Source organism: Paenibacillus sp. FSL P4-0081 (assembly GCF_000758565.1).
Classification (GTDB): domain Bacteria; phylum Bacillota; class Bacilli; order Paenibacillales; family Paenibacillaceae; genus Paenibacillus_AQ; species Paenibacillus_AQ phytohabitans.
Genome location: NZ_CP009280.1, coordinates 4,713,564 through 4,734,051 on the forward strand (window position 1 = coordinate 4,713,564; position 20,488 = coordinate 4,734,051).

Genomic DNA, 20,488 nt, shown 5'->3' on the forward strand with positions numbered 1-20,488 from the left:
GCTTCGGAAGCATCACAACCCTACTTAATGCTGCTCTCCGCTTTTTCAGCAAAAGTGTTATCCACAATCTTACCTGAAGGGACACGTTCCTTCAGCTCACCGGCGTTGTCGATCACATCAAGCAGATTGTTCCATTCTTTATCATCAATAACCGGGTTTACCGCATAAGTGTCCTGTTCTTTATAGCGGCTGATGGCGGAGACGACAATATTACGGTCCGTTTTATCAAAATAAGGCATAACCGCATCAGCGATTTCTTCCGCGCTATGATCCTTCACCCACAATTGTGCACGCTGGATGGCATTGGTGAATTTCTGCACTGTGTCTTTGTTTTTGCTGATGTAGCTTTCCTTGGACATGAACACGGTATACGGGAGATAACCGCTCTCTACGCCAAATGAAGCGACAACCTGGCCCCTTCCTTCACTCTCGAAGATCGATGCCTGCGGTTCAAACAGCTGTACGTAATCCCCTGTCCCGGAAGCAAAGGCGCCGGCAATATTGGCAAAATCAATATTCTGAATCAGCGTCAGATCCCTGGCGGTATCAATCCCCTTGTTCAGGAGGGTAAATGCGCCAGCCATTTGCGGCATGCCGCCTTGCCTTTGCCCCAGGAAAGTGGACCCTTTAACTTTGTCCCATGTGAAAGCACTGTCCGGTGTACGTGCGAATAAGAATGTTCCATCCCGCTGCGTAAGCTGGGCAAAATTGATCACAGGATCATCCGCCCCCTGCTGATACACATAAATCGAAGTTTCCGAACCGACCAGCGCTACATCTATAGCACCGGAGAGCAGCGCCGTCATCGTTTTATCCCCGCCCGGTATGGTCTGCAGCTCGACATCCAGCCCTTCCTCCTTGAAGAAATTCTGGGACAACGCCACATACTCCGGCGCATAGAACACGGAGCGGGTAACCTCACCGATCTTCACCTTCACTACAGCCGAATCACCGCCACACCCGGCGAGTACTGTGAAACACGTGACAATCATCAGGAGCGACAATGACAGTTTTTTCTTGAGATTCATCTTCATTCTCCTTTCTTCCGGGTCTTTCGCCCTTGCTCTATGCATATGCGGTTGCCCGCCGAAAGGTTAAAGACCTGTATTGCTATCGTTTGCACAAAAAATATGCGTTATATAAAGCGATTTGTATATATTTTCGGCAGATCTTTCGGACAGGGATTAAGCCAATACTCATATCAGGCAATAAAACAGACTAAATCAAAGCATTTAAGCGATAAATTTTGATTTCTTTGTTCAAGAACGCTCCCATGGATATATATCACAATATTCAGCTTGTGCAAACGTTTTACCAATAGAGGAGTTTCCAATAAGATGTAACAATAAAGCGCTTACGAAATTACATATTTTAATGAAGAAAAATATCCTGAATGCCTGAAAGGAGTTTTAATTCTATGTCTCGTTCTTCATCAGTTATTCCAACAACCCGTATGCTGCATGCCTTAGCAATCACTGGCCTGGCTGCGGTGCTGCTGGCCGGTTGCAGCAGCACTGAGCGCACAGGCGGAAATCACGCTGCCGGTGTCTCATCGTCACAACCTTCCTCTCCCGTTCACAGTACAGAACCGCAATCAGGGGCAGGGATACAGAACAACAGCGCTGTGCAACCTGCCGCTAATCCGAATGCAGCTGCAGACGAGCAGCCTTCCACCGTATTTTATGAAATATTCGTCCGCTCCTTCTACGATTCAGACGGGGATGGTATCGGTGATCTGCAGGGGATCACGGAGAAACTGGATTATTTGAATGACGGCGACCCGGGGACCCATGAGGATCTGGGTGTAGGAGGAATATGGCTGATGCCGGTTAACCCTTCGCCCAGCTATCACGGGTATGATGTAACCGATTACCGGAGTATTAACCCTGACTATGGAACACTCGAAGATATGCAGACACTGATCAAGGAGGCACATAAACGGGGCATCAAGGTAATTATGGATCTGGTAGTGAACCATACATCCAAGGCTCATCCCTGGTTTGTGGATTCAGCCAGGAATCCAGGCAGCCCATACCGCAGCTGGTATATCTGGGCCGAAGATCAGAAGCGCCCGGTCAGTGGAAGCAGTGCTGCCGGCAGTCCGTGGCATGCTCTGCGGGGAAGCCATTATATGGGGACTTTCTGGGAGGGAATGCCGGATCTGAACTTCGATAATCCTGAGGTCCGCCGGGAAATGAAGAGCATCGGTACCTATTGGCTGGAACAAGGCGTCGACGGGTTCCGTCTGGATGCTGCAAAGCATATTTATGAGGATCTTCTTTCGGACAAAAGTACGGCGACAACAGCCAAGAATGTAGCCTGGTGGCAGGAATTCCGCACAGCCATGAACGAGGTGAATCCGCAGGCTTATATCGTGGGTGAGGTCTGGGAGAATTCCGCTGTATCCGTAGGGGCCTATCTAGATCAGGCCTTCAATTCCGGATTTAACTTCGGGCTTGCTGAAACGCTGGTCCATTCGGCTCAAACGGAGAAGGACAGCGGAGCCGCGTTCACCCTGGAACGGACATACAAACTGTATTCTCAAATCTCAGGCGGTGCTTTCACAGATGCGATTTTCCTGACCAATCATGATCAGAACAGGGTCATGAGCCAGCTTGAGAATCAGCCAGATCATGCCGCAATGGCGGCAGCCATGCTGCTGACCCTGCCGGGTAATCCATTTATCTATTATGGGGAAGAGATCGGACTGCTGGGTGTGAAGCCGGATGAAGGCATCCGTGAGCCCATGAAATGGACGCCGGACGGACTGGATACAGGTCAGACTTCGTGGGAGCCGGGCAGCAATAACGCTGCGAATCCCGGGGCCGATGTAGAGAGCCAGCAAAAGCGCAGGGATTCACTGCTGGTGCGCTACCGCGAGCTTATTCAGCTGCGGGAAGAGGTGCCGGCCCTGCGAGACGGGGACATACGTGATTACCCTTCCGGGAACGGGGGAATTATGGCTTATGAACGGATAACCGCCGGACAGCAGGTCCTTGTTATTCATAACTTAACGGGATCGGCACAGACGATGCAGCTTCATAGCGGAACTGGAGGCATTACATACGCTGGTATCCTCCGGTCAGTTGGCGGCAAGGCTGCACTCGGCAGCGGCAGACTCACACTTCCTGCTTACACAACAGTTATTCTGGAGTAAAAATCGGAGTAGAATGCATGACCCACTCATAAAAGGCGCAGCACAGCTCCGCCTTCGTGAGCGGGGCGGCGATCAGATAGTCCCGCGCGGGCTCGGAGCTCATCCGCAGGAGCCAGCCGCCAGAAGCGTTCTCAAAATATGAAGCCTGCTGAAGGCTCCAGCCGCTGCCGGCACGGGAGCATAACCGCAGTTCTCCGGTCATTTCCGGGCCCAACATAACCTTGGCCAGTTCAGTTGAACTGGCCAAATCACCTGTTTCCTCCCCCAGGTACTCAGCCAGCATACACAAACTGCAGGACCCTGCTTGTTGTTTAATCTCCTCATACCTGCTTCTGGACAGGAAGAGTGCCGGAACAGACACCATGCGGGTCTCTGCATATTCAAAGCAATTAAAAAGATAATAACAGGCCCGCTTCATCTCACTTGGCTCCTTCAATTCATAACCGAAGGGGTCCTCTTCCAGTATACCGGTAACAACTATTTTATCTTTATGTATTTGCATGCATACATCCTGCGAAGATTCGCCTTCCATGTACTTCACCCTGCATATTCCAACTGCACCAGAGACGGTCTGCAGAATATCCGCCACCACTTTACGCTCTGTTTCACCGGGGAACAGAAACTGTGCTAAACAGATTACATCTTGAGTTTTCACATCCATATATCCTTCCCTATTCCCATAAATCTGAAATTTATTGTCAATGAGTGGCTTTCAAAAAACGGTAAAACTATAAAACTTGCAATCTTTATGTTATCATAAGCTAATTTTAAGGTAAAATTAAGAAATGCAGGGTAAGATCAATACCATGAAATACTTTTAGCGAGGTGATTTCAAATGAGAATGCTCATCACATTTCAGAACAAGCTTGTACCAGTATATTTCACAACAGAAAACAAACAGCCTACCCAAAAAGTACTTCGACTGCTTAACAGCACACTGGAGCTCAAAATTCAAAAGGGAAAAAACGCCCTGCAGAAATGTTTGAATTCTCTGATCAGTATCGAAATTAAAGGCTCAGAAGCTATATTGCACAGTTATAGTGAAAATGATTCACTGGCTTTATCCCTCTATTAATAGAGGGATATTTTTTTGCCGGAATATATGCATGATACAGCCCCGGAGAACACCATACAAAAAAGCACACGCCTGCAGTCCAGGAATGTGCCCTCTTTATATAATGCGTGTTATCTGTATGATCAGGGTATGCTTTACCTCAGCCAATCCTGAGATTCCGTTTCTCTTCTTTCTCTGCCTTTTGAATCCGCAGCTTGAACAACTTCACCAGGTTGCGCCGGGTATGCTCTTCGTGACAGTTGTCCAATTTCTTAATTATGAAACGGTCAATGGACATGTCAATCGCTCCTTTGGAATGGGATCAGAATCCCGTTGTAGGGAGAGGAAATCATTTCCTTGTCTCCTTGTAACACCTATATAACCGGGTCCCGGATGGCTTAAACCAGCCAATATCACTGCTGCAAACAGCTGCGAAATTAGTCTTACTACATATTGACGGTTCTTCTGCGATTGGATTCCTTCAACAGGAGATATGGTATCTGTGCAAAAAACAGCCTGTTTGTGTCGGCAAAATAAAAATTTTATCCGACGGATATTTACAAACAATTTATTAAATGCTATATTATCTATAGTTAATATTAAATATATATTTAAGGAGAAATCATAATGTCTAATGTCCTGTTTATCAAAGCAAATAACCGCCCAGCCGAGCAATCTGTAAGTGTTCAGCTCTATAATGAGTTCCTGGCGAGCTACAAAGAATCCCATCCGCAGGATGAAGTTACTGAACTGGATTTGTTCGCTGAACAACTTCCTTACTACGATAACACGCTGATCACTGGCGTATACAAAGCAGCACAAGGCTTCGAGGCAACTCCTGAAGAAGCTGCCGGCGCCGCTCTTGTTAAGAAATATCTGGACCAGTTCCTGGCCGCTGACAAAGTGGTATTCGCCTTCCCGCTCTGGAACATGACTGTTCCGGCCGTACTGCACACTTACATCGATTACCTGAACCAGGCCGGCACAACCTTCAAGTATACTGCTGAAGGTCCTGTAGGATTGCTGACAGGCAAAAAAGCAGCTGTACTGAACGCCAGAGGCGGCGTGTACTCCGAAGGCCCGGCAGCAAGTGCTGAAATGGCTGTTAACTTCATCATGGGTAACCTGAACTTCTGGGGCTTCAAGGAAACTACACAAGTTATCGTTGAAGGACACAACCAGAACCCGCAGAAATCCGCTGAAATTATCGCTACCGGTCTGCAACTGGCAAAAACTGCAGCTGCATCGTTCTAATCCGCCAGCGTTAAAAGTCCGGTTTCACCTTTAGAGCTCCGCACTTTTTATCAGGCATCTGCTATAACATCAACCGGACTTTTATTTATATATAGCTCCTCCGGTGCATCCTCCGGGACACCCGCCGGACCCTACAGGAAGAGGCCCTGCAGCTGCTACGTCAGCTGCAGGGCCTTTTTTGTGCTCCGCGGAGAGGTTAATACTCTTCCAATACCCGCTGCCAGCTGTTGCCTTTGGCACGCGGAGGTGTGCTTTTGGAGGAAGCAGCTACGGTTTTGCGCTTCTGCTTCACTTCCTTGCTGTTCTGGAACTGCAGTTCCTTCTGCGTCTTGCGGTAATTGAGCAGCCGTTTCTCATCCAGTACACCGCTTGCTACTGCCTCAAGCACCGCGCAGCCTTCCTCCCGAACATGGCGGCAGTCACTGAAGCGGCAGTCTGCCGCGAGCGAGCTGATGTCACCGAAGGCCAGATCCAGGCCTCCCTCATCTTCCCACAGCTGAAGCTCACGCATCCCCGGCGTATCCACAATGATGCCGCCGTCCGGCAGGACAAACAGCTCACGGTGTGTGGTCGTATGCCGCCCGCGGCTGTCCCCTTCCCGGATATCCTGGGTTAGCTGCAGATTCTGTCCGCTGAGCCAGTTGACCATCGTTGATTTGCCGCAGCCGGAAGAACCGGTCAGGGCTACGGTCTGACCGCGGCCGATATAAGGCAGCAGCTCCTCCCGCCCATCGCCGAGCAGCGCACTGACCGCGTGTACAGCTACCCCGGGAGCCGCCTGCTGCATCTCGGCAATTTTATTCGCCGCATCGGCACAGAGATCTGCCTTGGTCAGCAGAATCACCGGATTCGCCCCGCTGTTCCAGGCCATAATCAGATAACGCTCCATCCGCCGTACATTGAAATCATCGTTCAAGGCGCTGACCAGGAACAGGGTATCGACGTTGGAGGCAACGATTTGTTCCTCTTGCGTAACCCCTGCCACCTTGCGCGAAATTACGCTGCGGCGGGGCAGGACGCCATGAATCACGGCATGCTCACCGCCGTCCTGCATGGCCAGAGCCACCCAGTCGCCAACCGCCGGATAATCACCGGACCCTGTCAAGGTATGTCTGAGCTTGCCGGATAACTCTCCCCAGATCTCTCCCGTGCTTGCGATGACCCGGTACTTGCTGCCGAAATCACCGACAATCCGGCCCGGCTCAAGTACCCTGGCCTCGAGCTGCTTCAGCTTCTCTGTCCACTTATTTTTCCATTCTTCATTCCAGCCATACTGTTCCATATTCATTCATTTCCTCCTGGTAATTGTTACGTATTGAGCTTTAAATATTGCCTTTTTGAGTTTTAGGATCAGTCGCCACTGCGGTGGATATTTGGGCTTCCGGCCGCTGTTAGGTTTGGATTTCATGATTTAACACCGTGTTCACGGTGGACATCCAAACCTAAAGGCGAACGCTACCGCTCCTCCAGCCCAAAATCCCCCTCCGTCACTCCTTCTCATTTCTCAAATATTCAATTCTAAACCAATAGCTTCACTAGCCTGCTTAATCATTCACGTGTATTTCCGGGAGTTTGTACCCCTTCCAATCCTTTTAGCACAGCAGCATCTTTTACAGCGTGCAGCATATAATGGCTACTGTTTCAACAAAAAAACCGCCGGAACCCAAAGGTTCCGGCGGCGGAATCCAAACCAAAAGCTGAAGCACTCCCCTCGAACAAAGAAAGCTGCCTCAGGTTTCTGTGCGTGTCGCAGACCAGGATATATTCAAGCGCATGAATATACATCTGGCTATGCACGCAAAAAAGCCGCCGGAACCGATACGGTTCCCGGCGGCTCTAAAAGGCATGTTAGAGCTTACCTGCTAAGCTGGGAATCTTATTCCACAGCCGCTGTTCCCGGAAGACACGTATCCACAACAGTTGCAACTGATCCTGATAACACGGTATAAACTGTCATTTGACATCGTCTCCTTCCGAACTAATATGCTGTTATGATAAACGCGCTGCCAGCTGTTTGTCAACAGGTACTCTTGAATTTTTTAACAAAATCCAATTAAATAATGCCTTCAAGCTCATTCAGCTCATGAATGGTGGCTATCGGCTGCACGTTCAGCGACTCATCCCAGGCATGGTTACGCTTCAGCCAGATGGTATCCATTCCGGCCCGGACTGCCCCCCAGATATCATTCACCGGATGGTCTCCTATGAACAGGGTCTGGTCAGCGGTTGAACCCAGGCGTTCCAAGGCCAGCCGGTAAATCTGCGGGTCCGGTTTGCTGATTCCGACTTCACCGGAAATTACGATAGTACGGAAATAGCGGCGCAGGCCGAGCAGATCAATTTTGCTATATTGAATATCCCTGCTGCCATTCGTTACAAGTCCCAGCGGATAGCGGCCTTGGCAATATTCCAGTGTCGCCACAGCATGCTTCATGATTGCCCCGTGGTGAATATAGGTTTCGTCGTAGTATTTCCGGATGTCCTCTGCCGACCGCTCTGTCTGCCAAGGGAGAACCTCGCTTAGTTCTGCAAAGAAGCCATCCTTATCACGGTAGCCGTCGGCATCTCTGATTATCATATCTTCAACCACCCGGCCGGCTTCATCCTCATTCAGGTGTCCGAGGAAATCCTGTACAAATTTCATACTGAAGCTGCGGAAGGTCTGATCACGGTCCATCAGCGTATTGTCGAGGTCAAACAGTAAGGCTTGTACTTCCTTCATTCTTTCGTTCCCCTTATTTCATCAATTTCAATGATTCCTACACCAGAAATTCATTGTACTATGCACCGGGGAACAAAGAAAAGACCATTCTGTTAAGAAGAACAAACGCTTCTTTCACAGGATGGCCTCTATTTTCAGATCAGGTCCGGGACGCTTAAGATTCAAAATGCTCTGCGCGATGCGTAAGCATCATTTCCTCTTCCGTAATGTAAAGCGGGAACGGCGGCGTTTCCTTGAGATAACGTTCCGTGGAGAGCAGCCGGTAATGAACTTCTGGCAGCCAGGCATCTTCAAGCAGCGGGAGCTTGCCCGTGTCACTGATATAGTTATCTACAGCCGACTGCACCATGTCGAGATAATACGGTACCAGCTTGTCAGCTTCCTCAAAGATTTCAAAGGTTTCGCGGGACATATAGAACTTCTGTTGCGGGACCCCGCCCAAATATCGTTTAAGCCGGTTTAGATCAATACTTTTATCTTCCATAATCAGAGCAGTGCGGTTAATCGGCGCAGGCATATCTTCTTCAAATTGCCTAACAGCCTGCTTGATCTGCGGCAAGGTAACGGTGAGATGAACAGACGGCATATTTTTTTTGGCGCGTTTGAATATCATACTGAAAGTCTCCTTTCGAAGTTTATGTCGGATAACGCTTACAATTCCATTTTATTCGTTATTCAAACATTTAATCAGCAGATTCGAACTTGTCACACAAAATCCCCATTTATTAGATCATTATTTGACATTTTCCCAGTGAGTCCACAACTCTGGCGGATTCAGCTCATACTTTTCATTCTCCCGGTACATGAATTGATGCATAATGAACTCCCGGCGGATCGTCGCATAATCCTCGTGAAACGGCTTGATGAATTCATTGATCTCTTTTTCGGAATAGACTACACCCGGCTCCAGCTTCTCCACCATATACTGCAGGGCGATCAGCTTCTTTTTATACTGTGCGGGAATCTGCCGCAGGCGTCCGTCCTTGGCAAAAAAATTACGCAGCACCGATTCCTTCAAGCTGCTCTCCGGCGACTCTTCCTCCATCTCTTCCACCCCCTTGGCAAAAATAAATTTCAGCGAGGCCTCTGAGCCTGCCTGAATAAACTCAGGATTCAGCTTGAAATATACGGTATTCTTGTCTCTGCGCTCCATGATCAGCGCAGCTTCACGCAGTTTGGCGGCATGATGGGTAACAGTGGGCTGTGACAGGTTCAGCTTCTCGGCCAGCGCATGCCCGTGAACCTCGCCTTTGGACAAAAGCAGCAGAATCCGCAGCCGGGTCGGATCGGACAACGCTTTATGGTAAGCAACAATTTTATCTAACTGCATCGGAACACACTCCTATAGACATTTGAACATTCATAAACTCTGTTGTATGAAAATACATACCTTATCTGCTGCATTGCGTTTAGATATATATCTAATTATATACCTTTTTCAACGTTTGAGCAATGCTCTTGTTACTGGAAACACCGGGGAATGGCAAAAATCTAAAATATAAGGTACCATTTACTGAAAAGAATACTTACCCGAAAGGATGCAGCTATTATGAAAGACGTAATTATTATCGGTGCGGGTCCCTGCGGACTGTCTGCAGCTATAGAATGCCAGCGCCAGGGGCTCTCCAGCCTGATCATTGAAAAGAATTTTATTGTCCATTCTATCTACCTGTATCCGACGAATATGCAGTTCTTCAGTACAACCCCGCTGCTTGAAATCGGAGATGTGCCCTTCACCTCCCCGAACGACAAGCCATACCGCCATGAAGCCCTGGTCTATTACCGCCGCGCTGCCGCGCAGCATGGCCTCGACATCGCCGCCTATGAGGAGGCACTGTCCGTTCTGCCGCAGGAGGATGGCAGCTTCATCGTACATACACGCAACAAGCGCGGAGAAGAGCAGCACCATAGCGCCGCGAATGTAGTCATTTCAACCGGTTATTTCGACCAGCCGAATATGATCGGGATTCCCGGGGAAGAGCTATCCAAAGTAACCCATTATTTCGGTGAAGCCCATCCGTATTCCGGCATGAAGGTTGCCGTCATCGGGGGAAGCAACTCGGCGGTTGATGCCGCTCTGGAGCTCATCCGGGTCGGTGCCAAGGTGGATATGGTCTACCGTGGAAGCAGTATTTCGGAGAATATTAAGCCATGGGTGCGTCCGATTTTTGAGAGCATGGTCCAGAAAGGGAATATTACTCTTCATCTGGAGTCACGGGTAACGGAAATCACCCCGTCTTCTGCAGTGGTCACGGCAGGCAGCGGGGAGACACGCATCCTTGATAATGACTTCGTCCTTGCCATGACCGGCTTCCGTCCGAGCAGAACCCTGTTATCCTCGGCAGGTGTGCTGATGGATGAGTCCCTCGATAAACCTGCCTTCAATCCTTCTACGATGGAGAGCAATATTCCCGGTATCTATGTCGCAGGCGTTATCGCGTCCGGACGGAACGCCAATGAGGTATTCATCGAGAGCGGTCGGGGGCACGGCAAACTGATTGCCGATCATATTATGAGCAAAAGGCTTTCTTAGAGAAGGAGTGCTTCTAAGCTATGGATATGACCTCGTTACTGCTGCTGGGTCTCGCGGCACTGGGGATTATCAGCAGCAATTCTCCGGTCACGATTGCCATGGTCGTTCTGCTGCTGATCCGGGTGCTGGGCCTGCAGCAGGCTTTTCCCTGGCTGGAGAAATACGGGCTTACCATTGGCATCATCATCCTCACCATCGGAGTGATGACACCGCTGGCCAGCGGTAAAATCTCGCTGCAGACGATCGGGCAATCGTTCCTGCACTGGAAATCGCTGGCCGCAATCGGAATCGGGATTCTCGTTGCCTATCTCGGCGGACGCGGCGCGGTGCTTATGGGCAGCCAGCCGACCATTGTGGCCGGACTGCTGATTGGAACCGTCATCGGCGTCGCTTTGTTCAAAGGCGTTCCGGTTGGTCCGCTGATAGCGGCCGGCATCCTGTCGCTGCTGATTGGACGGATCTGAACCCCGCCGCAAAGATGAAACAGGCTGCATCTTCACCTAATCGGGTGAGTATGCAGCCTGTTTGTTGTCCTGCCTAATAAGTTGACGCCCTGCTGGCGCTTGGAGACCCTGTTAACCATCCAGCCGCTGCACATTGAACAGGCGGGCGTAGCTGCCCTCCACCGCCATCAGCTGTTCATGGGTTCCGCGTTCAGTAACGGCCCCGTTCTCCAGCACAACAATCTGATCGGCATAGGTTATGGTAGACAGTCTGTGCGCCACAATCAGTGTGGTCCGTTCTGAGGAGAGGGCCTGCAGCGACTGCTGAATCAGATGCTCTGATTCAAGATCCAGCGCCGAGGTGGCTTCGTCCAGAATCAGCACTTTGGGGTCCTTCAGGAATACCCGCGCTATCGCCACTCTCTGCTTCTGGCCTCCGGACAGCTTCACTCCGCGCTCTCCCACCTCCGTATCATAGCCTTCCGGCAGCTGCATGATGAAATCATGCGCATTAGCTGACACCGCCGCTGCAATGACCTCCTGCTCCCCTGCCTGCGGATTGCCGAACAGAATATTATCCCGCACGGAGCCGCTGAACAGGAAGTTATCCTGCAGCACCATGCCCACTGCCTTGCGCAGACTCTCCTGGGTCAGCCCTCTGATATCCTGCCCGTCCATCCGCAGGCTGCCTTCACTGATATCGTAGAACCGCGGAATCAGGCTGATCAGCGAGGACTTGCCGCCCCCGCTCATCCCGACAAAAGCCACCGTCTGCCCCGGAGCAATACGCAGATTAATATCGCGCAGCACCCACTCGTTCTCATCGTTATACTTGAACCATACTCCGCTGAATTCAATCTCTCCTGCGGGTGCCAGCAGCGGCTTCGCCCCCGGGGCGTCTACGATATCATAAGGCTCGTTCATCAGCTCCATCACCCGCTCCAGCGAAGCAGAAGCCTGGGTCAGCACAGTCGAGGAATTAATCAGCCGGCGAAGCGGTGCATACATGCGGTCCAGGTATCCGAAGAAGGCTACGAAGGTTCCCAGAGTCAGATTACCCTGGATCACCTGATATCCCCCATATCCAATGACGAGCAGCGGCGCGATATCCGTCAAGGTGTTGATAATCGCGAAGGTAAAAGCGTTCCAGCGCGTTTGCGCCATCGCTTTTTCCAGAAATCGGCCGTTAATGTCCTTGAACTGCTGCTGGTCCACCCGTTCCATGGTGAAGCTGCGGATCACCGCAATCCCCTGAATCCGTTCATGCAGATAGCCCTGAATGACCGCGAGCGCCTGGGACCGGTCCTTGGTGAGCACCTTAAGCCGCTTATAGAGGGTATTCACAGCAATGCCGTACAACGGCAGAATCGCAATCGAGACCAGCGCCAGCACCGGATTCAGGTAGAACATGAACCCGAGTGCAAAGAGCAGGGTGAACATGTCCAGCCAGACATTCATCATTCCGACCTCAACCAGATTCTTCGACTGCTCCACATCGTTAATAAATCTGGAGATCGCCTCGCCCACTTTGGTATTCTGGTAATAACGCAGCGACAGGCGCTGCATATGTCCATACAGCTTATTGCGCATATCGAAGAGGATCTTACTTGTAATCAGCTGGGCAAAATACTGGCGGTAATACTCTACCGGACCTCTGATAATCACGAACAGCACAAATGCGCCGCTGAGCACGATCATCAGCTTGGACACCCGGTCAGCAATGGTTAACGCAGGATTGCCCAGCAGATCATCTACTACATACTTCAAAATCATCGGCAGCGTCAGCGGAATACTGAATTTGATCATCCCGATAATTAATGTGAGCACTATCCATTTCATGTAAGGCCGTACGAAGGTATAATAAGATTTCCATTGTTTCACAGCCTCTTACGCCCTTTCCCGTTAATTGGTTTACCCGGACACTGTTGACATTTGCGCTCCGCAGTGTTTTTATAATTTTATTAGTTACGATCGCAGTACCTGAAATCCAGGAGGATAATGATGCCCAGACAATTTGTGACGGAAGCCGTCATGATGGCGATTTACGGCCAGCTTCTCGCACCGCGGAGCCCTGTAGAATATATAGTGCCTTACACTACTATTATGGAATTGTACGAACTACGGGACAGTGATGAGCCGGTGATGAGCCACGCTGACGATGACCAGCATGTGAAGCTGAGAATCCGCGAGCTGATCAACTATTTCGAGGAACCGCTCAATTCCAAGAAGATCAACCGCTGCCTCAATGTCCCGTGGGCCAAAAGCTCCGGCATTCTGCTCGGCGGACAGGCGCAGATTACCATCATCAACAGCCTCGACAACGCTTCCTACGGGGAAACCTTTGATCCGATCGAGACGGAGCTGCTGCTGGCCTCCCAGCGTGAGCAGGTACCGATTCTCACCGACCAGTTCGAGCTGATTCAGCGTATCATCGAAGGCGGAGTGCCGGTACAGGTGTTTGATATTGATGATTTCGAGTTCGCGATGGAAGAAGAAACATTCCGCAGCTCACCCTGAAGCCGCAGCAGCTGATGTAGGCAGAATGCCTATCCGCTATGCGTTCTCACGTAAAATCCCTTGCCACTTGGCAAGGGATTTTGACATCTTTCACCGTAACGGGGCCTGCACCATTCCTCACTTCCGGGTTATTCCTTTACGCCTCCGGCGACCGGCACAGGCTCATACTTATACTCGATATCATCCTCAGCCTCCGAATAGACAATCGACAGGCTATACCCCTCCATGTACCACAGATCCTGCTCTTCCATATAGAAAATAAGGCTTCCCTGCTCAAACTGAACAGCGGGACGGCCCGGCGGTTCTGTAGCGATTCCCAGCGAGAATCCGGGATGCAGTCCGCCCCCTGAGCTATACCGGGGAAACAAACGGACATACGCTCCATTCTGGAGGCTCAGCTCTCTCTTGAACCAGGCGGCAGCTTCCGTGCTAATTAACATGTTCATCTCTCCACTCCTCCCGATTAAGTTTATTTTATCATACAGCTTATTCGCTATTTGTTCAAAATTACATTTGACAATCCTTGAAGGGGGATGATAAACTCGGAACATAACGAAGCGTCTTCAAGTTATTACCAAATCAAAGAAAGGGTGAGCGCGGTGTTTACTATTGTTCCAGCATATTTCCTAACTATTGTCGGCAAATCCACACAACTGAATACCGAAGCAGCCCGAGTAATGGATAATTCCTGAGTATCATGCGTGTTACGCGTACCGTATGAATTCAGGCTAAGCAATTCTCTTCCATGTCTCTGTGCTGCGACAAGCACCGTGGACATGATAGTCGTAAATGACAGGCGTATCATCCGTTTTCGGATGGTACGCTTTTTTGCATGCTTTGAGAGAGTTATCCATTGTCCTGAAGCTTCATAATATCCTTACCCAAGCCGGCAAACAACATTCTCAACACGAAAGGAAGGGATTTCCCTTGTTCTCCGTTCTCCGCGATCTCGGCTGGTTCTTCCGCCGGGAAAAAAGGCGCTATGCTATAGGCCTTATACTGCTAATTGTGGTAGGTGTGCTTGAATTGCTGCCTCCCCGTCTCCTCGGTAACGCCATCGACGATATTGTCAGCGGCTCCATTACTGCAGGTTCACTAATGAAATATATAGGCATGATCGTGCTCATGCTGCTGGTAATTTACTGGATCACCTACATATGGATGCACAAGCTGTTCGGAGGTTCAAACCTGGTGGAGCGCCTGCTGCGCTCGCGCTTCATGAATCATCTCATGACGATGACACCGGCCTTCTTCGAGCGCAACCGCACCGGTGATCTGATGGCCCGGGCCACCAATGATATCCGTGCGGTATCAGCTACCGTAGGCTTTGGTATGCTGACCCTCGTCGATTCGACAGTCTATCTGACAGTAGTGCTGTTCGCCATGGGGTTCCTGGTCAGCTGGAAGCTGACACTTGCCGCAGTTATCCCGCTTCCGCTAATCGCGATAGCTATGGTCTTCTACGGCAAAGCCATTCACGACCGCTACAGTCTGGCGCAGGATGCTTTCGGTGACATGAATGATCAGGTGCTCGAATCCGTATCCGGTATCCGCGTTATCCGTGCCTATGTGCAGGAACGCCAGGATGAGAAGCGTTTCTCTGATATCACCGAAGATGTATACCGCAAGAATATGGCCGTAGCCCGGGTCGATGCCTTCTTCGAGCCGACGATCCGCTTTTGCGTAGGCCTCAGTTATATTATTGCACTGACCTACGGAATCTATCTGGTCTTCCGCAATCAGATCACTCTTGGAGACCTTGTCTCCTTCAATATGTATCTCGGCATGATCGTCTGGCCGATGTTCGCCATCGGCGAGCTGATTAACATTATGCAGCGCGGCGGCGCCTCGCTGGAGCGGATCGATGAGACACTGCATGCCATACCTGATGTGCAGGATGTTCCTCATCCAACCCCGGTAGAACATCCGTCATCTATTGAACTGAAGGATGTGACCTTCCGCTATCCGACCTCAACCATCGACAACCTGAGTGGAGTCAGCCTTTCCTTGTCGCAGGGCCAGACACTCGGTGTGGTCGGACGGACCGGCAGCGGCAAATCGACCCTGCTGAAGCAGCTGCTGCATGAATATCCGACCGGCCAGGGTGAGATATTGATCTCAGGTGTTCCGATCGGGCAGATTGCCCTGGATCAGCTGCACAGCTGGATGGGGTATGTCCCGCAGGAACAGATTCTGTTCTCCAAATCGGTACGCGAGAACATACAGTTCGGCCATTCGGGAGCCAGCGATGAGCTCATTATGCAGGCTATAACGGCTGCAGCATTCCAAAATGATCTCGGCACCTTGTCCGACGGGCTCGACACGATGGTTGGCGAACGTGGTGTCTCCCTGTCCGGAGGACAGAAGCAGCGGGTCTCGATCTCCAGAGCCTTCATCTCTAATCCGGATATTTTGATTCTGGATGATGCATTGTCTGCTGTTGACGCGAGGACAGAAGCCAAGATCATCGAGAACATCCGTGAAGAGCGCAGCGGTAAAACCACGCTCATCTCCACCCACCGCCTCTCGGCTATTGAACACGCCGATCTGATCGTGGTGCTTGACGGAGGACATATTACGGAGCGGGGTACCCACCAGGAGCTGCTTGAATTGAACGGCTGGTACCGTGAGCAGTTCGACCGTCAGCAGGTTGAGAATAACCTGACGAATGAATAACCCAAAAACAAGTTATAACGTGCATCATATCTATTATAATGTTCTGAAATATAGGAGGTGTCACCGTTGACACAGAGTACAGGCAAACGTCTGCTGCAGTACGCACTGACTGCCAAAAAAACATTCATAGCAGCCCTTCTGCTCCTCACCATCGGGGTAGCGGCTGAGCTGGCGGGGCCTTTCATCGCCAAGAGTATGATTGACAATCACCTGCTCGCGATTGAGAAGCCTTATTTCGAGACTGCTTCGCCTGAAGATGCTGCTGAATATAACAACAACTATTACAAGCGCGGTGACCGGTTTGCCGCAGATGAAGTCAAAGGCCAGGAAATCCGCCTGCTTCAGGCTGGCAGAAGCTTCTATTTCATTAATGAAGCTGTAGCCCAGACCGAAGGCGAACGGAGTTTCTCGGACGGGAGCCTGCGCATCCAATATGGCGACCAGGCAACGGTCTATCCGGCCGTCAGACTGTCGGCTGATGACCTGTTTTCATTTTACAAACCGGAGTTCCCCGGGATTTATAAACTGGTCGCTCTATACGCCATGTTCCTCGTCATCTCCATAATTGCGGAGTTCGGCAAAACCTACTGGCTGCAATCATCAGCCAACCAGGTTATCCGCAAGCTGCGGACGGATGTGTATGCGCATATCCAGCGCCTCCCGGTGCATTTCTTCGATAATCTGCCTGCAGGCAAGGTGGTGTCCCGGGTCACCAATGATACGGAAGCAGTCAAGGATCTGTTCATTGCTGTATTGTCCAACTTCGCAACAGGGATTATTAATATTACGGGTGTATATGTTGCCCTCTTCCTATTGGACGTGAAGCTGGGTCTTGTCAGCTTGTTCATCGTGCCGATTATCATTGTCTGGATTGTGCTCTACCGCAAGATTGCAACGAAATATAATACGATCATCCGCTCACGCCTTAGTGAGATCAATGCCATTATCAATGAATCCATTCAAGGGATGTCCATTATCCGGATCTTCCGCCGCCAGAAGCAGAGTAGTGCGGAATTCGAACAGCTGAATGATGATTATCTGAAATACCAGAACAAAATGCTTAACCTGAATGCCTTCACGTCCCACAACCTGGTGAACTCCCTGCGCAGTCTCTCCTTCGTGCTCGTGCTGTGGTACTTCGGCTTCGGCAGTCTTGACGGTTCAACCTTCGTCTCTCTGGGCGTCCTTTACGCCTTCGTCGATGTACTGGGACGGATGTTCCAGCCGATTACAGGGATGGTCAACCAGCTGGCGAACCTCGACAGCTCGATGGTATCCGCAGGGCGCGTCTTCACCCTGATGGATGAGCCTGGAGAGCCGGTAACCGACGGTTCGATGCCGCGTTATAAAGGTGATGTTGTCTTCAAGGATGTATCCTTCGCCTACAAAAAAGACTTCGTCCTGCGCGATATCTCCTTCGAGGCGCGTCCGGGCGAGACTGTCGCTCTGGTCGGTCATACCGGCTCGGGCAAAAGCTCGATCATCAATCTGCTGTTCCGCTTCTATGATCCGCAAGCCGGAAGCATCACTATTGACGGCCAGGAGGTCAAGGATCTGCCGAAACAGTGGCTGCGCAGCCATATGGGCATTGTGCTGCAGGATCCTTACCTCTTCACCGGAACGATTGCCTCGAATGTCAGTCTCGGGGATGAACGCATCAGCCGGGAACGTGTAGAGCGTGCCTTGCGTGAAGTAGGGGCTGACAAATTGCTGTCCCATCTGCCGAAAGGCTTCGACGAACCGGTAATTGAGAAAGGCAGCACATTGTCCGCCGGCCAGCGGCAGCTGATCTCCTTCGCCAGAGCGTTATCGTTCGATCCGGCGATCCTGATTCTGGATGAAGCGACCTCCAACATCGATACCGAAACGGAGAGCATCATCCAGCAGGCGCTGGAGGTGCTGAAGAAGGGCCGGACTACATTCATCATTGCCCACCGGCTGTCCACCATCCGCAGCGCAGACCAGATTCTGGTGCTGCACCGGGGTGAGATTGTTGAACGGGGCAGCCATGATGAGCTGATGGCACTTGGCGGACGTTACTTCCGCATGTATCAGCTTCAGCTGGGTGCCGGTGCCGGTAACGGTGCGGAGGCACCGGCCTCAGGCGCTGTCTCCTCTTCTACTTCCGCTGCCGGACTGCGTCCGTCACTGGAGCAGATTTAATCTTTGAGGATCAGCCAGCCTCTCTGCTGTTAACAAGCCCTCCTGATGCTGTAGAAGCTTCAGGGGGGTTCTTTCGCTTGAGTTCAGAACATTTGTTCCGTATAATGGAAAGCAATACATACGGATGGGGTGAAGGACTTGATGACCTATAGTCTGAGCAAGCGGCAAGCCCGGCTGTTCCTGCTGCGTCACCAGCGGCTGGTCACGGGAGGACTGAAGGAGGGCAAGATGAGCATCCACGAGTTCGTCCGCCACGTGGGCTGTATCCAATATGATCCGCTCAGCATCGCCGGACATAATCATGAGCTTGTGCTACAGGCCAGACTCCCGGGATTCCGGCCGGAAATGGCCACGGAGCTGCTCTATAAGGACAGGCTGCTGATTGACGGCTGGGACAAGAATATGTCGATCTACTGCACAGAGGACTGGCCTTATTTCCAGAGGCGCAGAGAAGCCGCCGCCAGGCATCAGGACAATGAAGCTATGGCTCCCATGGTCACCCATGTCCGTGAGGAGCTGAACTCGCGGGGTCCGCTCTCTTCGCTCGATCTGGAGAGCAAAGAGAAGATCGACTGGTCCTGGGCTCCGGCGAGACTATCCCGGGCAGCGATGGAGAGCATGTATTTCTGGGGAGAGCTCTCCATTCACCACCGGGTGCATACCCGCCGTTATTATGATTTTACGGCTAAGCTGCTGCCGGCCGGACTGCTCAGTGCAAGCGATCCGAATGTAACTATGGATCAGCACCATGACTGGTATGTACTGAGACGGATCGGCAGCATCGGTCTGCAATGGAACAAATCTGGGGACGGCTGGCTCGGAATCTCCGGCCTTAAGAGCAAGGAGCGGACAGCAGCCGTGCAGCGCCTGCTGCTAAGCGATAAGCTCCGCGAGGTACGGGTCGAGGGCATCAAGCTTCCGTTGTATATGCGGACAATAGATGCTCCCGAGCTGGAAGCGGTACTGCAGCTGGAAGACGCCGCTGATACAGGCACTGGCACACAAGAGATTACATTCGCAGCGGCGCTGGCTCCGCTCGACAACCTGCTGTGGGACAGAGAGCTGATCCGCCAGCTGTTTGGCTTCCATTACCGCTGGGAGGTATACAAGCCGGTGCTTGAGCGGGAATACGGTTACTATGTACTTCCCCTTCTATATGGCGACCGCTTTATCGCCCGGCTTGAACCGGTGATGGATAAGAAGAGCGGAATTCTTACCATTGTCCGCTGGTGGTGGGAAACCGGAGAATCGCTTGTTCCGGGCATGCTTCCCGCGCTCGTCAAGGCTCTTACTTCACTTGCCCGATCAACCGGAGCATCCGGTATCCGGTTTGCGCCGGAAACTGTCCAGTCCTGCGGGCTGCAGGAGCTGGAATCCGCGCTGTCCTCTCCACAATAACCGCACAACGTAAAGAGACTCCTCTTATCCGCAGGGTTTATCTGCGTAAAGAGTGAGTCTCTTTGGTATGAACTGATAGGATGGCGTTACTTGATATGCTCTTCTTCAAGACCCAGCTTGCTGTACATTTCTGTACAATAGCCCTGCAACTTAATCTCCAATCTGCTTGCCTTGTTCTTAAACCGTTTCAATTCGCGGATCATATGGGCCCGTCCCGCCGGAGTGAACGTTTCTTGAATCCGTTCCTTGAAATAATCATGGACAATGTGGTTGCGTTCTTTCCATACTGCCTGAAGCTGGCTCGTTTCTTCCTCCGAGAATGGAAAGTGATGCTGGATTTCTTTGATGAGCTGGCCGAGTGAATTGCTAAGCTTGCGTTGATACAATTCTGATATCTCTGCGTCGGTTGGCGTTTTGCCCTGTGACAGCTTGGTCAGCAGCAGCAGATTGGTCAATTGCTGCTCCAGCGCCTGGCAATAATAAACGGCCAGCCCGAAATAAGCAAATAGCTCTTTGGATTGTTCACTCTCCGGTACTTGTGTATCCTTCATCTTTCCTCCCGTTCCTGATC

The 20,488-nt window shown here is 51.2% G+C and carries 19 protein-coding genes; 9 read left to right on the top strand and 10 right to left on the bottom strand.

The features are described from left to right. Positions 1–20: 20 nt before the first annotated feature. A complete protein-coding gene (locus P40081_RS19980; protein ID WP_042137922.1) occupies positions 21–1,028 on the bottom strand; it encodes an ABC transporter substrate-binding protein in 1,008 nt (335 codons plus the stop codon). Positions 1,029–1,417: 389 nt separating this feature from the next. Between P40081_RS19980 and P40081_RS19985 the strand changes: the two genes are divergently transcribed. After that, positions 1,418–3,157 (top strand): alpha-amylase family glycosyl hydrolase, encoded by a 1,740-nt coding sequence (locus P40081_RS19985; protein WP_042137923.1) that lies wholly within the window; start codon positions 1,418–1,420, stop codon positions 3,155–3,157. Here P40081_RS19985 and P40081_RS19990 read toward each other — a convergent pair. After that, positions 3,144–3,812 (bottom strand): hypothetical protein, encoded by a 669-nt coding sequence (locus P40081_RS19990; protein ID WP_144026005.1) that lies wholly within the window; start codon positions 3,810–3,812, stop codon positions 3,144–3,146. The two genes, P40081_RS19985 and P40081_RS19990, sit on opposite strands and share 14 nt — an antisense overlap. 180 nt (positions 3,813–3,992) lie before the next feature. Between P40081_RS19990 and P40081_RS19995 the strand changes: the two genes are divergently transcribed. Continuing rightward, positions 3,993–4,232 carry a hypothetical protein gene (locus P40081_RS19995; RefSeq protein WP_039310083.1) on the top strand — a complete coding sequence of 80 codons (240 nt, stop codon included), beginning with the start codon at positions 3,993–3,995 and terminating at the stop codon, positions 4,230–4,232. 139 nt (positions 4,233–4,371) lie between these two features. Here P40081_RS19995 and P40081_RS39055 read toward each other — a convergent pair whose 3' ends face one another. After that, positions 4,372–4,509, bottom strand: a complete 138-nt coding sequence (locus P40081_RS39055) for a hypothetical protein (protein WP_171715981.1) — start codon at positions 4,507–4,509, stop codon at positions 4,372–4,374. A 329-nt stretch (positions 4,510–4,838) separates the two neighbouring features. Here P40081_RS39055 and P40081_RS20000 point away from each other — a divergent pair, with 329 nt between their 5' ends. Next, the gene (locus P40081_RS20000; protein WP_039310081.1) at positions 4,839–5,465 is read left to right on the top strand and encodes an FMN-dependent NADH-azoreductase; all 627 of its coding nucleotides are present in this window, start codon (positions 4,839–4,841) and stop codon (positions 5,463–5,465) included. A 196-nt stretch (positions 5,466–5,661) separates the two neighbouring features. Here the strand turns inward: P40081_RS20000 and rsgA are convergent, their stop codons facing one another. From rsgA to P40081_RS20020, 4 genes are all read right to left on the bottom strand, one after another. Beyond that, positions 5,662–6,753 (bottom strand): ribosome small subunit-dependent GTPase A, encoded by a 1,092-nt coding sequence (gene rsgA / locus P40081_RS20005; RefSeq protein ID WP_042137927.1) that lies wholly within the window; start codon positions 6,751–6,753, stop codon positions 5,662–5,664. A 765-nt stretch (positions 6,754–7,518) separates the two neighbouring features. Further along, the gene (locus P40081_RS20010; RefSeq protein WP_042137929.1) at positions 7,519–8,187 is read right to left on the bottom strand and encodes an HAD family hydrolase; all 669 of its coding nucleotides are present in this window, start codon (positions 8,185–8,187) and stop codon (positions 7,519–7,521) included. A 154-nt stretch (positions 8,188–8,341) separates the two neighbouring features. Further along, positions 8,342–8,800, bottom strand: coding sequence for a DUF3939 domain-containing protein (locus tag P40081_RS20015; RefSeq protein ID WP_039304638.1), 459 nt, complete (start codon positions 8,798–8,800; stop codon positions 8,342–8,344). Between the two features lie 120 nt (positions 8,801–8,920). Further along, complete coding sequence (locus tag P40081_RS20020) at positions 8,921–9,517, bottom strand: DUF2087 domain-containing protein (RefSeq protein ID WP_039304641.1); 597 nt, start codon at positions 9,515–9,517, stop codon at positions 8,921–8,923. Positions 9,518–9,736: 219 nt separating this feature from the next. Between P40081_RS20020 and P40081_RS20025 the strand changes: the two genes are divergently transcribed. Together P40081_RS20025 and P40081_RS20030 are read left to right on the top strand one after the other, a co-directional pair. Then, positions 9,737–10,720: a YpdA family putative bacillithiol disulfide reductase gene (locus tag P40081_RS20025; RefSeq protein ID WP_042137931.1), complete on the top strand. Its 984-nt coding sequence runs from the start codon at positions 9,737–9,739 to the stop codon at positions 10,718–10,720. A gap of 20 nt (positions 10,721–10,740) precedes the next feature. After that, positions 10,741–11,184 carry a DUF441 domain-containing protein gene (locus tag P40081_RS20030; RefSeq protein ID WP_042137933.1) on the top strand — a complete coding sequence of 148 codons (444 nt, stop codon included), beginning with the start codon at positions 10,741–10,743 and terminating at the stop codon, positions 11,182–11,184. A gap of 111 nt (positions 11,185–11,295) precedes the next feature. Here P40081_RS20030 and P40081_RS20035 read toward each other — a convergent pair whose 3' ends face one another. Then, positions 11,296–13,044 (bottom strand): ABC transporter ATP-binding protein, encoded by a 1,749-nt coding sequence (locus P40081_RS20035; protein WP_042137935.1) that lies wholly within the window; start codon positions 13,042–13,044, stop codon positions 11,296–11,298. Positions 13,045–13,164: 120 nt separating this feature from the next. Here P40081_RS20035 and P40081_RS20040 point away from each other — a divergent pair, with 120 nt between their 5' ends. Continuing rightward, on the top strand, positions 13,165–13,680 hold the full coding sequence (locus tag P40081_RS20040; RefSeq protein WP_039304650.1) for a hypothetical protein: 516 nt from the start codon (positions 13,165–13,167) through the stop codon (positions 13,678–13,680). 128 nt (positions 13,681–13,808) lie between these two features. Here the strand turns inward: P40081_RS20040 and P40081_RS20045 are convergent, their stop codons facing one another. Then, entirely contained in the window at positions 13,809–14,126 is a 318-nt protein-coding gene (locus tag P40081_RS20045) for a HesB/YadR/YfhF family protein (RefSeq protein ID WP_042137938.1), read from the bottom strand. Between the two features lie 481 nt (positions 14,127–14,607). On the opposite strand from P40081_RS20045, the gene P40081_RS20050 reads away from it, so the two are divergent. The 3 genes from P40081_RS20050 (at position 14,608) to P40081_RS20060 (ending at position 19,917) form a co-directional block, all read left to right on the top strand. Continuing rightward, positions 14,608–16,356: an ABC transporter ATP-binding protein gene (locus P40081_RS20050; protein ID WP_042137940.1), complete on the top strand. Its 1,749-nt coding sequence runs from the start codon at positions 14,608–14,610 to the stop codon at positions 16,354–16,356. Positions 16,357–16,422: 66 nt separating this feature from the next. Then, entirely contained in the window at positions 16,423–18,519 is a 2,097-nt protein-coding gene (locus P40081_RS20055) for an ABC transporter ATP-binding protein (protein ID WP_156118655.1), read from the top strand. A gap of 141 nt (positions 18,520–18,660) precedes the next feature. Beyond that, positions 18,661–19,917 (top strand): winged helix-turn-helix domain-containing protein, encoded by a 1,257-nt coding sequence (locus P40081_RS20060; RefSeq protein WP_231575151.1) that lies wholly within the window; start codon positions 18,661–18,663, stop codon positions 19,915–19,917. 86 nt (positions 19,918–20,003) lie between these two features. Here P40081_RS20060 and P40081_RS20065 read toward each other — a convergent pair whose 3' ends face one another. Further along, positions 20,004–20,468, bottom strand: coding sequence for a hypothetical protein (locus P40081_RS20065; protein WP_042137943.1), 465 nt, complete (start codon positions 20,466–20,468; stop codon positions 20,004–20,006). Positions 20,469–20,488 lie beyond the last annotated feature (20 nt).

Excerpts from the sequence above, each read along its gene's own strand:
- rsgA (WP_042137927.1), bottom strand. The coding sequence starts at position 6,753 with ATGAATATGGAACAGTATGGCTGGAATGAAGAATGGAAAAATAAGTGG.
- P40081_RS19985 (WP_042137923.1), top strand. The coding sequence starts at position 1,418 with ATGTCTCGTTCTTCATCAGTTATTCCAACAACCCGTATGCTGCATGCC.
- P40081_RS20065 (WP_042137943.1), bottom strand. The coding sequence starts at position 20,468 with ATGAAGGATACACAAGTACCGGAGAGTGAACAATCCAAAGAGCTATTT.
- P40081_RS20000 (WP_039310081.1), top strand. The coding sequence starts at position 4,839 with ATGTCTAATGTCCTGTTTATCAAAGCAAATAACCGCCCAGCCGAGCAA.
- P40081_RS20020 (WP_039304641.1), bottom strand. The coding sequence starts at position 9,517 with ATGCAGTTAGATAAAATTGTTGCTTACCATAAAGCGTTGTCCGATCCG.
- P40081_RS19980 (WP_042137922.1), bottom strand. The coding sequence starts at position 1,028 with ATGAATCTCAAGAAAAAACTGTCATTGTCGCTCCTGATGATTGTCACG.
- P40081_RS19995 (WP_039310083.1), top strand. The coding sequence starts at position 3,993 with ATGAGAATGCTCATCACATTTCAGAACAAGCTTGTACCAGTATATTTC.
- P40081_RS20010 (WP_042137929.1), bottom strand. The coding sequence starts at position 8,187 with ATGAAGGAAGTACAAGCCTTACTGTTTGACCTCGACAATACGCTGATG.
- P40081_RS20045 (WP_042137938.1), bottom strand. The coding sequence starts at position 14,126 with ATGAACATGTTAATTAGCACGGAAGCTGCCGCCTGGTTCAAGAGAGAG.
- P40081_RS20025 (WP_042137931.1), top strand. The coding sequence starts at position 9,737 with ATGAAAGACGTAATTATTATCGGTGCGGGTCCCTGCGGACTGTCTGCA.
- P40081_RS20060 (WP_231575151.1), top strand. The coding sequence starts at position 18,661 with ATGACCTATAGTCTGAGCAAGCGGCAAGCCCGGCTGTTCCTGCTGCGT.
- P40081_RS39055 (WP_171715981.1), bottom strand. The coding sequence starts at position 4,509 with ATGTCCATTGACCGTTTCATAATTAAGAAATTGGACAACTGTCACGAA.
- P40081_RS20040 (WP_039304650.1), top strand. The coding sequence starts at position 13,165 with ATGCCCAGACAATTTGTGACGGAAGCCGTCATGATGGCGATTTACGGC.
- P40081_RS20015 (WP_039304638.1), bottom strand. The coding sequence starts at position 8,800 with ATGATATTCAAACGCGCCAAAAAAAATATGCCGTCTGTTCATCTCACC.
- P40081_RS20030 (WP_042137933.1), top strand. The coding sequence starts at position 10,741 with ATGGATATGACCTCGTTACTGCTGCTGGGTCTCGCGGCACTGGGGATT.